General features: G+C 50.7%; 11 protein-coding genes. 9 read left to right on the top strand and 2 right to left on the bottom strand.

Annotated features, from left to right (window positions below; all coding sequences use genetic code 11):
* Positions 1-66 precede the first annotated feature (66 nt).
* The 7 genes from EKK48_02795 (at position 67) to EKK48_02765 (ending at position 7,192) form a co-directional block, all read left to right on the top strand.
* Entirely contained in the window at positions 67-1,272 is a 1,206-nt protein-coding gene (locus EKK48_02795; protein RTL45382.1) for a hypothetical protein, read from the top strand.
* A gap of 308 nt (positions 1,273-1,580) precedes the next feature.
* On the top strand, positions 1,581-2,240 hold the full coding sequence (locus EKK48_02790; GenBank protein ID RTL45381.1) for an FHA domain-containing protein: 660 nt from the start codon (positions 1,581-1,583) through the stop codon (positions 2,238-2,240).
* A 49-nt stretch (positions 2,241-2,289) separates the two neighbouring features.
* Positions 2,290-3,078: a hypothetical protein gene (locus EKK48_02785; GenBank protein ID RTL45380.1), complete on the top strand. Its 789-nt coding sequence runs from the start codon at positions 2,290-2,292 to the stop codon at positions 3,076-3,078.
* A gap of 142 nt (positions 3,079-3,220) precedes the next feature.
* On the top strand, positions 3,221-4,846 hold the full coding sequence (locus EKK48_02780; GenBank protein ID RTL45379.1) for a hypothetical protein: 1,626 nt from the start codon (positions 3,221-3,223) through the stop codon (positions 4,844-4,846).
* 20 nt (positions 4,847-4,866) lie between these two features.
* Positions 4,867-6,330, top strand: coding sequence for a phosphoglucomutase/phosphomannomutase family protein (locus tag EKK48_02775; GenBank protein ID RTL45378.1), 1,464 nt, complete (start codon positions 4,867-4,869; stop codon positions 6,328-6,330).
* 15 nt (positions 6,331-6,345) lie between these two features.
* Complete coding sequence (locus EKK48_02770) at positions 6,346-6,627, top strand: hypothetical protein (protein ID RTL45377.1); 282 nt, start codon at positions 6,346-6,348, stop codon at positions 6,625-6,627.
* 100 nt (positions 6,628-6,727) lie between these two features.
* Positions 6,728-7,192 carry a restriction endonuclease gene (locus EKK48_02765; protein RTL45376.1) on the top strand — a complete coding sequence of 155 codons (465 nt, stop codon included), beginning with the start codon at positions 6,728-6,730 and terminating at the stop codon, positions 7,190-7,192.
* 57 nt (positions 7,193-7,249) lie between these two features.
* Here EKK48_02765 and EKK48_02760 read toward each other — a convergent pair whose 3' ends face one another.
* The gene (locus EKK48_02760) at positions 7,250-10,312 is read right to left on the bottom strand and encodes a HAMP domain-containing histidine kinase (protein ID RTL45375.1); all 3,063 of its coding nucleotides are present in this window, start codon (positions 10,310-10,312) and stop codon (positions 7,250-7,252) included.
* Between the two features lie 168 nt (positions 10,313-10,480).
* On the opposite strand from EKK48_02760, the gene EKK48_02755 reads away from it, so the two are divergent.
* Positions 10,481-11,161 carry a hypothetical protein gene (locus EKK48_02755; GenBank protein RTL45374.1) on the top strand — a complete coding sequence of 227 codons (681 nt, stop codon included), beginning with the start codon at positions 10,481-10,483 and terminating at the stop codon, positions 11,159-11,161.
* A 50-nt stretch (positions 11,162-11,211) separates the two neighbouring features.
* Here EKK48_02755 and EKK48_02750 read toward each other — a convergent pair whose 3' ends face one another.
* Positions 11,212-11,628, bottom strand: a complete 417-nt coding sequence (locus EKK48_02750) for a hypothetical protein (protein RTL45373.1) — start codon at positions 11,626-11,628, stop codon at positions 11,212-11,214.
* Between the two features lie 157 nt (positions 11,629-11,785).
* Here EKK48_02750 and EKK48_02745 point away from each other — a divergent pair, with 157 nt between their 5' ends.
* Positions 11,786-13,309 (top strand): response regulator, encoded by a 1,524-nt coding sequence (locus EKK48_02745; GenBank protein RTL45372.1) that lies wholly within the window; start codon positions 11,786-11,788, stop codon positions 13,307-13,309.
* Positions 13,310-13,832 lie beyond the last annotated feature (523 nt).

The following is a 13,832-nucleotide window of genomic DNA, read 5'->3' as shown; positions in this document are numbered from 1 at the left end:
GTACAGCCAATTGCTTCAAAACAGCCCTCGGAAGTTATTGACCGTTCGCCTGATGTCGTTCGGCATGTGAGCGTCACGGCCGGACCTTTCGATATTCACCGTAAATATCGTTCTATGGAAGGTCCCTACGTCACCCAGACCGTAAGAATCTCTGACTTGCTCGCAAAAGGAAATGTCTCTGTCGGCGAGGAGCAGATCAAATTCGTCGAAGACGGGCATCAAACGACGATGGCAGCTAGCGTTCACGAACGCACCATACCGCCATCCAATTCGAATCTACCCAGAGAGCTCATATGGCTTACAGGCGTGAAGCTCGTAGTTCTTGACGAGAACGATAAGGAGTTGCCTACATCAGAATTCATCTGTCATTGCAATGTCGATTTGGACACACGAGACCAGGTCTTTCCACAAATACACACCGGCAGCAACAGGCTATTCACGATAACTCAAGGGCAGACAGATATTCATTTCCCGGCCGGGTGTGCAGTGCCACTTTCAACGGACGAATACATTCACCTCAAGTTTCAAGCCGCAAACCGCACCACGACTGCGCATCGACGCGTCAGGCATCTGTGCACTATTGATCTTGTCAGGGATGCTGATTTGAAAACACCGATGAAGGCGCTTTCCTGGTATACGCCATTTATGGCCGTGGAGTTGAACAATAGTACCAAGTTGCCCTCTTCATCACTTCATGGAGCAAGTTGCCTGGCTCTTTCTGTCGGTGACAACGCACCAAATGCGATACCGGGTACGGTAATCGATTATGCCGGCGGCCGAAAAGTAACCGGTCACTGGAAAGTGCCGCCGGGCGAACATTTTTATATGTGTCCTCTGACAAAATACCGTGACTTTGGCTTGAACACTGAAGACCGCGTAGTGAGAACTGTGTGGACTCACTGTCACCCGTTATGCAAAAAAGTGACAATGCTCATCTGTGACGGCAATAAAAAGACGCCGCTCTGGACAGTTGATGTGACCACTAAAACTGATTCAGGTCTTGAAACCAAAAAAATAAGTGACCTGTATTTCAAGCCGGGTGTGATTATGCCGAAAGGCAGACAATTTGAAATTGATGCGGTCTACGACAACACTACTGGTGTGGCGCAAGATTCGATGGTGTCACAGGGGATTTTTTATGAGGAGCCAAACTTCGTTAAGCCCAACTGGAAAAACCATACGGTCTCCACTGCCGGTAAGTCAGTCGAATGCACAGATATCTATTGCGGTATCAGACCACCTCAAGCAGGGAAGACAGAGGCTTTGAAGTGATCAATCGAGCTGTTGAGTTTAGCGCGGCTAAGAGAACCTGAGGCTGCAAAGAGGATGTCGGTTATATTCTTTCCGCTCTTTGTTAATTGGATTCAGATTAGATAAGTTCATAAACGCGAGTCTCTCAGCGAAACCGTTCTGGAGATTGCAAATGTGGTTGTCCAGTTGCTTGCCGATATTTATGAAACAAAGGCTGGTTTGGGTTCTGGGCGCTTGAAAACAGGGCTGGCCGATTTGATCCGATTCGGTCCGGAGATGAACTTCAACAGGCGTGACCGGGTTGCTAATCTCGGGCATGAACTTTTGTAATGGCACCGGAATTGATCTCTGCGCACATTCTGTGGGCGTTCAAGCCGTTTAATCCGGTTTCCCGAATACGTTTTCTCCAACCAGTCATGATCTGTGGAGGTTCCTGGCTTATCAAGAGAGTTTTGCCAACTCGGTCTAGATTGTCATTCCCGTATAATATTGCTCAGACTGAGTCTTCAGTGGATCTACAAACCTCCAGAGGTCGAATGCCCGACGAAACGGAACCATGTCCAAGCTGCGGTCGTCCCACGCCGACCGGGCAACGCTGTGTCTATTGCTCCACTGTTACCGATCTGGACCTGAAGAGTCTCCAGCTCGATTACATGAAGTCTCAGGAATCAGACGTGCCCGATGTGCCGGTGCCGTCGTCTGTCGCTATCGTTGTTCAAAAAACAGGGCAGAAATTTCCTCTTAAAAATAGTAAGGTGAAGATAGGGCGCGACCCTTCCAATCAGGTAGTCATACCTGATGACACCTTTACTTCCAGGCATCATGCCTGGATCACCTTCGAAGAAGGCGATTTCTGGTTGGAAGACCTCGGCTCTACCAATGGAACCTTGTTGAACGGCCATCCGGTCGTCAAGAGACAGGTTCTTTCTGCTGGTGATAAAGTTCGTGTTGGTCACACAGAGCTGACGTTCGAAGTGGAAAAAAATTAGCTCGACAGGGTTGTTAGTGATGTTGGATGTGAGGCTTTAGAAACCACAAATGGCTGATGTCGGATCAGGTGGTGCCAACCGTATCGAACTCGAGAGCCAGATTCTCTGTTCGGCACTGCGTTTAAGTTGGGCTGATGACGACAACATCGGCGTTGTCAAATCTGCGCGCGAACTTTACCAGTTGTTTCCGGATTTGATGCCACCGCCAAAGACCGATATTCCTGAACGACCAGAAAACTATTACGAATTGCTCGGTTTGCGCTGCGATGTGCCGCAGAGTCTGGTTGTGGCCGGTTACCTGCGTGCTGCCAAAAAATTTCTGCGCACCCAGAATGTCAAAGACAACCGTCAGGATTACTACAAAATTCTCACAGCCGGCTTCGTACTGCGTAAGCCCCGATTAAGACTGAGTCACGATTTGATCACCGGTCGCGAATGGTTGATCAACACCAAAACAATTCCAGAAGATGGAACGCTCGAACCGATTGCCGCTACTCCTTCACGCGAGCCGGAGCCTGTGCAGATGGTTCGCACGCAACCTATCGTTGCGACACAATTGCCGACGCTGATCGAGCTTCTCAAATATGCACAAATCATTGGGCCGGCCGAAGTACAAGCTTTGACCAACCAGATGAGCATCGCTCCAGAAATCCCGGTCAAAGAGCTGATCTTGAGCGCCGGTTACGTCACCGATCAGGAAATGAATTCTCTCTGGTTAGCTGAAACTTTACTTAGCCAGAGCAAAATTACGATGGCACAATTTGCCGTTGCCATGTACGACGAGCGCACACAGGGCATCCGCATGGCCGAATCGCTTCAAGTTAGGGGCTGGCTCTGACCCGGTTCTGACTCATTGATGGGATTCCAAGAAACGTTTTTCGATGTTACTATTGAGTCGCGGTTGGGGATTGCGGCCAGGCAGTCGGGCGTTCCGACGGTTAAACGCGGCAAATAAATCCAGCTAAGAGAGCCGGATGGACATGAACGGTTGGCCACGTCACCAACTTCGAGCACAGGGGCGCCTCCGGTGCGATCCTCGTACGGGCTACCGCAAAGCCGGTACACCCGAGTTGGTTGCTCATGCACCATTGCGTCGAACCGATGCCAGCGATTCGGCAACCCGTTCCACATTGCTTTTGAACTTTCTTGCAAAAACGGCTTCAAATGCAGAACGTGATCTTTTGCAGAATGCCGCCGTTCCAGATTTTGCTCTGGTGCGTAATTCCGTCACGCCCGAGTTTGACATCAATGATCTGGTTGCTCGCAAGCGGCGTGGCATGGTGCCTGATCTTGCCATTAGTAGTGTTGTGGTTGCCCCGGTGATTGCACCCGAAGGGCTGCTCGGGCGTCTTGCCGATACGATCGCTGATGCGGCTATGGGCATTGGCGGCGATGCTGGTCAAAGCTTCAAAACAGACGGGCATAATTATGAAAACGACTTTGCCACCGTCATTGGTGTCGCGCAGACGCAGATGATTTCAGGCAATTCAGGCAATTCCTGCTTCAATGCAGGTGCCGGCGCCGCTGCTCTTGCTGCCGAGTTGACTGCTGAAGATTACGACACCGAAGACGGTGACGATATCGTTTATGAAAGAGAGCGCTCGTTATTTACGCCTCTTTCGGTGGAGTCCACTTCTTCATCTGCCTTCGAATTGAATGAATGGTTCAACTGTCTTTTCGATCCTGTTGACGAAGAACCACAATTTGCAACTTCTGCAAGAACTGAAGCGGCGCGCGAGTATGCTTTGTTGCCTGCCGCTTTACCTCCGATTGAGCCTCTTTTCGATACGGAAATTCTAGAATCGATCCCCCTTCCTGAAGTGCCTAAGACGTTTTCGCGTCGTCACAAGCACCACAGGTCTCGGCATGAGCGGGGCAAGCTTTTCAAACGACTGGTTATCGATCAGCCGCGCATTGCCAGTTTGCCGGACGGTGAGCGCATCGAACGTTTTGATAATGGTGCCCAGCTGAAGAAAGATGCTCTTGGTCGTGTCCGATATATACAATCGGGACTGGGCGTCTCAATCGCCGTTGCTTACGACAGCGAAGGCCAACCGCAAAGCTTTGTTCGCTCTGACCGCAACGGTCAGATGCATTCTGTCGGTGAACGTGACAGGCACGGCGTTGTCGTGCGCGACCTGGAAGGCAGAGTGCGAGCCGCTGGTGAAAGCATGAGCGTAGACCCGCGTGGCTGTCTGAGCGTCAGAAGAGTAGACGGTCAGTTCTGGAGCCTGGATCTGGTCAAGCAATTACACATCGAAAGACGCAGCATCGTCGGTCGTGATGGTAACTGGAACTTCTTGACTGCAGTGTTTACCTCTGACGGTTTCCGCATGATGACCAGGTTTCAGAGGCTGAATGATGATGGGCCGGCCGGCGACCGTTTTCACTGGCTGGCTGCAGAACCTACCGGAACATTCCGTTTCTATGGCAGAGACGGCTCGGTGATTGAATTTGAAGGTGAAGACCATTTAACTCGAATGAAACCGCAGCACGTCTGGGCTCCCGGCAGTCGCGCCATTGATCCCAATTTTAGAGGACATCATCAAGCAGGAACTGCCTGGGACTCTGTGCAAGAATACGTTACTAGTTATCTTTCGGCTTGAGCCTGTTGGGAGCAATATAGATGTCTGATGTAATCAGTTTCGGCACAGATGGCTGGAGAGCGATCATTGCCGAGGACTTCACCTTTGCCAATGTGGAGAAGGTTGCATATGCGATGGGCATGTATGTGCGTAACACATATCATCGCAATGGCGCTGCGAAAGTGCCGCTGTTAGTCGGATACGACACTCGTTTCATGGCCGACAGGTTTGCCCTGCGCTGCGCTCAAACTTTGATCACGATGGGCATTCCTGCCAAAGTCGTAGAGCGTGATGTGCCCACTCCATGCATCGCCCACGCCACCCAGCATGAACCGACCGCCGGCGCATTGCAGTTTACAGCCAGCCATAATCCGCCTGAATATTGCGGCATCAAATATATTCCTCATTTTGCCGGCCCTGCCACCGACGATATCACCGCTCAAATCGTTTCCCATCTTAACGATAAGCCCGATGATTTCCATGTTGACGACGTGGAAGTGCCGCGTTTTGATCCGACTGCACCATATCTGGCGTCATTGAAAGAGTTGATCGATTTCAAGAAAATTAGCGGTGCGCGGCTGAGAATCGGCTACGATGCGCTCTACAGCACAAGCCGAGGTTACCTCGACAAGATGCTCAAAGAAGCCGGCGTCAACGTCACTGTCTTGCATGACTGGAGAGATCCGCTCTTCGGTGGTGGCATGCCTGAGCCCAAGTATCAATATCTGCAAGATCTGGTCAAGACCGTTCGCGCTGAAAAACTCGATGCCGGGCTGGCTACAGACGGAGACGCAGACCGATTTGCCGCCATCGACGAGGGTGGAAATTATCTGTCGCCGAATCATTTGCTTTGCTTGCTGACGCGGCATCTCGTCAAAAATCACGGCAAGAAAGGACCAGTGGTGCGCACGGTGGCTACCACGCACTTGCTTGACAGACTCTGTCAGATGTACGGACTCGATTACGTCGAGACTGCCGTAGGCTTCAAATACGTGGGCGAGCAGATGCGTCTTTTGAATGGTCTGATAGGCGGCGAAGAGTCGGGCGGTGTCACAGTTATGGGGCACATCCCCGAGAAAGACGGCATCATGGCTAATCTGCTCCTGGTGGAAATGATGGCCTATGAAGGCAAATCGATTTCCGCCATCTGGCAAGATATGGTGAAAGAAGCTGGACTCGAGCTGATTTACCGTCGCGCCGATTTGAAGCTGACAATGCGCACCCAGAAGGGTCTGATGGATAGACTGCGTGAATCTCCGATGACCAGCCTGGCCGGTTTGCCTGTCACTGAAGTGGGACGCAAAGACGGATTGAAATTGTACCTCGACCATCACAACTGGGTCTTGATCCGACCCAGTGGAACCGAGCCTCTAGTGCGCCTTTATTTCGAAGGAACTAACGTTGAACAGGTGGAAAAGGTTATGGCCGATTTTAACCAACAGGTCGACAAAATACTGGCCGAGTTCGATTCCAAGCCGGTTATGGAAGCAGCAGCACGTCACTAGAAGCGGGAAATCATCATGACTAAAGCAAGAGCAGCCCGAGAATTTTTTATTCTAGCCGTCACATGCCTGGCTCTTTATCATGCTGGACGCTCGATTTATGGATCGATAGATCGCCAGATCTTCCTGCATAAACAGGCGATTGCCCTCAAGTCTGGCCAGGCACAGTCGCAGGAGATCAACAAAGAACTGCGCGAAGGGCTCTCCAGTTACCGTTCCTCAACCGGTATCGAACGTCTGGCACGCGAACGACTGAACCTGGCAGGACCAGACGAGATTATCGTTCGACTCGGCAAATAACAGTGGCTGCCGGCTTGCATAACTGACTTTGCTCATGTAGAGTGCTTTCGAGCGCCGGCATGTGGTGCGTTTCGAAGCAAACTAGAATCGAGATGCGGTCGTGCTTCCTGTCGTAAGAGTGGAGTTCGGAATCGGGCTCGTGATTTTGGCTCTGGCTGCTGCTTTGCTGCTATTCCTGCGCCGACACAAAGTTCGCCGCCACCGTAAACGCATCAATATTATGCGACACATTGATACTATGAGCGGTGCCGACTTTGAGCGCTTTCTGGCTCAGTACTTCAGAAAACAAGGCTATTGCGTCGAGTTGACAAAGGCAAGCGGTGACTTCGGTGCCGATTTGATTTTGAGAAAAGGCAGACAGAGAATAGTCGTGCAAGCGAAACGATGGACGGGCACCGTCGGGGTTTCGTCCGTTCAAGAGGTGGTTGCTGCCAGGCATTATTACAAGGCGACAGAGGCCTGGCTTATCACCAATTCCACTCTCACAAGAAATGCCGAAAAGCTTGCGCACGGAACCGATGTGAGAGTCTGGGCCAGAGCTTGTTTGCTTGAGAAATTGCAATGAGGCGTTAGTTCAGAAGATTGAGTCAAAACCAGTTATCGTGGTAAGGCGTGTCTACACTCAGGCTTGCCGGTCTGCGCCGGTGGCGTGCAGATGGGTTACCGCTTGCTGTTTTTGTGATGGTAGAGAAATCCAGAAGGTCGAACCTTTGCCCTGCTCGGTATCAACGGAAACTGCGCCGCCATGAGACTCGGCAATCAGCTTGCAGATGGCCAGCCCCAGGCCAAACCCCTGGCTTTTCTTTTCGCCTTCTGATTGGAAAAACTTCTCGAATACGTGTGCCGCTGTCTGGGCATCCATGCCCGGCCCGTTATCTCTAACACCGATATCGACTGAATTTGGCTTGGTTCTAGAGATTATTCTGACGGTCGTATCTCTGGCAGAAAACTTGACGGCATTGCTTATCAGGTTGGATAAGACTTGATTGAGTCTGGCTGCATCAGCTTCGATCTCGATTGCTTGGCATTCGTTGAGAAGTGATATCCCTTCTTTTGTTGCCAACCCTCCTACCGTCGCAATTGCCTCGTCTGTAAGCTGTCGAATGTTGCATGGTGCCAGCTCGAGCTCCAGTCTGCCGGCCTCCAGTTTGTCCAGAGTCAGTAGATCGTTAACCAGATGGAGAATGCGATCGATGTTTTTTTCCGCTGCAGGCAGATGTCTGCGCCCCACCGCAGGCAAGGATTCGCCGTGCACCGCATTGAGCAGTTCGATCGACGCCTGCGCCGCCATCAACGGTGAGCGCATGTCGTGTGCCACCATTTGCATCACTGCTCGTCGATGCTCCAGAGATTCGATCAGTCTGCTGCTGGTGCCTTCAAGCACAGTGTCCAGGTAAGCCAGTTCGTCATCTCCGGAGACGGTGGCTTCAACCGGTTCTTTCTTCGGCAGCATTCTGGCATGCTCGACGAGAACGTTCAGACGCCGGGTGATGCTCAACCCGAACACGACAATTACAATCGTTGCAAATACCAGGTTGGCCGCCATGCCGATGTATATTTGGCTTTGCACGCTTGTGCGTTTGGCCAGCTCTTCTTCGCTCAGTTTAAGAAGCTCCTGTTGGTTGAGCAGCAAGTCTCGACGTGTCAATTGCTCTTGTTTTTCGAAGCTGATTTCTCTGTTCTGCTCAGACATCAGTGCCGATACTTCGTGAATGTTGTCGAAGCGCTCCGCCCCTGGGTTCTTAGCCAATTGTTCCAGTTTTGTCAGCAGACCTAGCGTGCTCATGCAAGTCTTCAAGGCATTTTCGGCGGTCTGGTCTGCAGGTTTGTGACTTTGAAATTCTGTCAACTTGGCGTGCACTTTAGCGAAATCTTGCAGGGCCAGGTCTCGATCCTTCGTGTGCTCGGTCATAAAATATCGCAGCAGGCGCATATCGCCCACGGAGAGCAGGGAAATGGTGTAATTCAGGCAGTGCATGGCGAAATAGTTGTCGCGTGCTTTGTTACTTAAATTCTCTGTTTCAAGTATTCCGTGGCTAATCCAGCCGAGCATGCACGCTTCAAATAGAAGAGGAGGAACGGCGCAGAGCAAGATTTTTTCGAGCATTCTCGGATGTCGGAAATCAAAAGCATGTTCTCGCGTTTTGAATGCGGCAACTTTGGACTTGAGATAGTCGACTGGTGCACTTTCGCCGGCGGCGGCTCCATCTTGTTTCGACAGTGGCAGCCTGAGCCAGAAAGTCGAGCCTTCACCAGGTTCGCTGTCGGCGCCGACCTGACCTCCGTGAGCCTGAACGAGCAGCCTGCAGATGGCCAGACCTAATCCGTAACCTTGCTTTTGCCTTCCTTCAGCAGTCTGGCAATAGCGATCAAATACCTTACGGCAAGAGGCTTTGCTCATACCTCGACCTTGATCTTTGACGTAAATTCGAACCTGATCGTGGATGGTATCGTTGAGAATCTGCACTTCAGAGTGCTCCGGCGAGAATTTGATCGCATTTGAAATGAAGTTCGTCAGAACCTGCTCGATTCGCCGCTTGTCCGCCAATATTTCAATCGGCGTGCACAAGTTTGAGAGCGTCACTTTGCGTTTGCCGGCCAGTTCTTCTAAAGAGTTGATGCAGTCCTCAACGGCCTCGTTAATTTGATATCTGCAGAAAGTCAATTCAATGTCGCCTGCCTCAAGCTTTTCGATGGAAAGCAATTCTTCAATGAACTGCAAAACTCGCTTGAGATTTTTTTGCGCCATCAATAGACCCTGCTTGAATTTTTCCGGCAGAAGTTCGCTTTGTTTTTCAACTATTTCAAGTGAAACCTGCGATGCCATGAGAGGAGAGCGCATGTCGTGCGCGACCATCTCCATCAGAGCTTTGCGATGTTCTTCAGCAACTTTCAACTCCAGATCGGCGCCAAGCAGTATCGAGTTGAGATAACTGAGTTCGTCGTTGCCGGGCAGCGTGTTTAATACCTCATTGCGCCCGCCCACCAGGTGGGCATTTATGATCACGGTATTTAGCCGCCTCAGCACAGCTGAACTGAACCTGATCAAGAGCGTTAAGGCGATTGCAAAAATGCAAAAGGCCAGTACCACTGTCGTCCACTTCACTCTCTGTCTGGCTTCGTCTTGCTGCAATTTCTTGTTGGCTACGTCCTCGTCCATGGATTCATCGAGGGCCTCACCAACTTCCGCGACACTGGTGCCTGAGGAAATTACTTTCGACACGGCCAGAAGATCGCTTAGTTTGAGGTCTTTATGCCGAAAATGATCCAACATCAGTTGTGGACTTTTGTCATACAGATCCGTCAGCGTTTTGGATTGGGCTTGATCGAGTTTCTCGATCAAATCTAGTGTCTTCTGAGATGCACCGCTTTCTCTGGCGGTCTGCTTCAGCAACTTCAATTCTGCTTTGGCCAGAACATTTTCTTGATGAACGATTTCAATTGGTGCTCCGCGCCGGGCCCCCATCGTTATCTCTTTGGCATGCTCCATATTGAAGAATTCGTGGGCGACGCTTTCATAATTTTTGTTCTGTTGCCAGGCGATAAGGCTCTCATTTGCCCACTGCTTGTTCAGGTAGAGCAACAAACCACTGCTCAATAGAGCCGGTACAAGCACCATGAGCAGCGCTCGTCTGGCGATTGCCGGTTTGAATTGATCCTGTGTCGCTTGGTTGGTCTCCACCATCTGTTTATGCCACTTTAATAAGGAGCGTCCGCAGTTTTCCCGAGAGAGAACTTTTATGCGCTTGCCACTGGATTGACCAAAATTTCATCATGGTGCTCTTCCCACTAATAATGCCCACGAAGGGCTGACCAGGCGTATGATGTTCAGGTCCCTCAAGGTAACCAGATCATGCATCATGGCGGCGGCGGCGGCGCAGGGCACGGGCATGGTGGCCACCATAGTGGTCACGGCCACGGCACCCACCATCATCATCATCACCACGGCGGTGCACCTTCCAGTTCGGCTAGCTGGAACATGGCAATGCAGGCTGATTCCTTCTGGGTGAATATGCTCAAAGCGAATTCGAAGCCTCTTTTGGTCATGTTCGGGGTAATTGGTGCAATGTTTGGCTGGCTTTGCCTTTTGCATTATTTGCACCATAAAGACAGTCCTGACCATGTCGTCTCGAACGCCGTCTGGAATCAGCAACTGACGGCCGTCAATCCACATCAGGCAATGCCTGAGTTTTCACAGTCATCCCAAGATCAGGCATTGACGTCTCCGGTATCTTCCGCACCCGCTGCCTTCGGTTCTCCAAGAACTCCTGGTGATGCACGCGGTGCCCAAATGACGTCAGGTTATGGTGAAGCTGGCGGAAATGTTCAAAGTTCGGCCACAAGACCATCTCTGGCACCTCTGATGTTTTCATCTTTCATGCCTGGTGGATATCAGTCGCAAGCAGCGTCAGGACAGTTCTCCGCCGCATCGATGTACGCACCGTCCACCTGTGGCAGCGCCGGATCTTCCCAGCAACTGATGCCAACCAGAGTACATAGCAGCGAGCGTTTTCGCATGGTTGTCAGCCGATAGAATCAAATTTTTTTCCGATATCGGAAAAATCTCAAAAGTCATTGAAACGGCTACGTGGCAGCCAGTTTTTCGTCGGGCAGATATTTCTCGACCAGGTTGCGGATCATGCGTTTTGCACCGGGATGTGTATGGAGAACTTCCAGATACTCTTTCACTATTTTCAATTCAATCATCGTTTTCATTGTCGATTTAAGGACTTCCTCGTGCTGCGAGGACATTAGTCGAACGACAAGGATCGGTTGTTTCGTCGCCGTTTTGCGGCTGCTCACGCGCTTGATCAGATCCATCGCTTTGGAGTCATCGAAGAGGATACCAATTATGAATATGTCGATGTCATGCTGCTCATTGAGCAACCTCATGCCGTGTTGCACATTATCCGCGATGCAAAGCTCATAACCGTGAAGCGCTTCGACCACAGTGGCTAATGGCTCTGATTTGACTGCGACAAAGATTTTTGCGGGCGGCATGATTTTACGAGGTTTCCTGCAACTTTATTCTACCCTGCATGGTGTTCGCAAAATAGCTTGATCGGGTGAGTGACTAAATTTGGTGATTCGATACAATCCTAAACGTAAAATCCCGACAAACTATAGTGGCTGCTTGAGGTGAATCGCCCGCTTCCTTATGTCGAATCGAATTAGAGTCTTAATTGTCGAAGACCAGGAATTCATCAGATTGGGTCTTACGATCGCTCTTCAAAAGGAAGCGCGTCTCGACGTCGTAGGAACAGCCTCTGACGGGCTTTCGGCCGTTTCCAGCGCCATTGATTTGAAGCCGGATGTTGTTTTGATGGACATCGGATTGCCTGGTATCGATGGAATTGAAGCTGCAAAGCGCGTCAAAGGCGAGCATCCTCAGATTCACGTGATCATGTTTACTTCACATATAGACGACGATTCGATATTCACGGCCCTGGCGGCCGGCGCAGACGGTTATTGCAGCAAGGAAGCTTCAAGTGTGGAACTCGCAGCTGCTATTGAGACCGTCTATAAAGGCGCGATTTGGCTGCCGCCTCCGATTGCCAATCGTGTTCTGCGCACCTTCGCCACAAGTAGCGATTTGACAGTGAAAACCATTCCTCAAAAAGCTGACCTGGACCCCGGTGAAATTGATATATTGAGTCAGATCGTGCAGGGAAAGTCTGGTGATGAGATTGCCAGGGCTCTCAATTTAGAATTGAGTACTGTGCTCAGCGAGATGCACGTAGTGATTGACAAACTGGCTCGCTCAGATCGGGCTCGGGCAGCTTTGAGCGCGATGCGTTCTGTAGCTAGTTTGGAAGCTTCGGACGATCCATTAATCGGTAAGGTTTTTGCCGAGCGCTACGAAATTTTGAGTCAAGTTGGCGTCGGTGGAATGAGCACTGTCTATAGAGCCCGCCATAAGTTTATGAACAATGATGTGGCGATCAAAATTCTGGCCCCGAAGCTGGTGGCAGATTTAAAAAGCATGAAACGATTTCGGCAAGAGGCACAAGTTACTAGCAGCCTTGAACATCCGAACATCGTAACTGCACATGACTTTGGTATCACACCGCAGGGGCAGATTTTTCTGATTATGGACTTTGTCGAGGGACGAACTCTCGCTTCCATTATCACGGAGAGCGGCTCTTTGCCCAGCGCTAAAGCGCTGAACATTTTTGTTCAACTTTGTGATGCGCTCGAGCACGCACACCAGAAAAAGATTATCCATCGAGATCTGAAGCCAGGCAACATTATCATCAGTGAAAGCGAGCGTGGAGAGAAAGTCAAAGTCGTAGATTTTGGAATCGCCAAAATCTCGCAAAAAATCGGCTCTCAGACTGTTTCATTGACTGCTCAAGGAGAAGTATTCGGCAGTCCTGTCTATATGAGTCCTGAGCAATGCACTGATAGCCCGATGGACGAACGTTCCGACCTTTATTCGCTTGGCTGTCTGATGTTTGAAACATTGACCGGGCGACCGCCATTTTATGGGTCTAGTACTTGCGAAACTATCCGGCAGCAAGTTTTTGAGACTGCTCCCGCCATGAGCCTGATCACCCAGGCAAATGTTCCGCTGCAGCTGGAGCAGGTTGTGCAAAAGTGTCTGCAAAAGGATCCGACAGCAAGATTCGATTCTGCCAGGCAGGTTAGAGACGAGCTCGTACGCTGTTGTCTGATTGCATAACCTGCAGTTGTGATGATGTTTTAAAGTGACAATCTCGTCACCGCGCATATCTGCAGTCCGACCTGTTTTTCTGCGGTTTATTGTTTCTATGCTGGGGTAACTGGCGGTGAAGCTGCGGCTGCTTCTTTGGCTACATATCGCTTCGCGCCTTTGCTGAACAAAAGGCAGACATTGATGAGGTCGCCTACAGCACCGGGAATGTTGGCTCCGCCCATGTTTGCGAGCATTTGCACGATCACGCAGACTCTTGCTGCGGTTAACCACCGTTTACTGCGGTTGAATGCAGCGGGCAAGATAGGTAATGCCAGGCTCAGTGAGGCCAGGGAGTAGCCAAAGATATAGGCTGGATCGCCCACCTTGTCGCCCAATGAAGACTGCATGCCTTTGTAGACGCCCTGAAGAAACCCTGGTTCTGTTGGCGGTGCGCTCATGAATAACACCTGGAAAAATAGAATGAGCAGTATGCAAAATATTTTCCAGCACACAAATCCGACTGCGAATTTGAGCGAGATTGGCATTTTGA

It is taken from the genome of Candidatus Melainabacteria bacterium, assembly GCA_003963305.1.
In the GTDB taxonomy this organism is placed as follows: Bacteria; Cyanobacteriota; Vampirovibrionia; order Obscuribacterales; family Obscuribacteraceae; genus PALSA-1081.
Note: the sequence above shows the minus strand (reverse complement) of the source record. Positions and strands in the feature narration are given on the sequence as shown.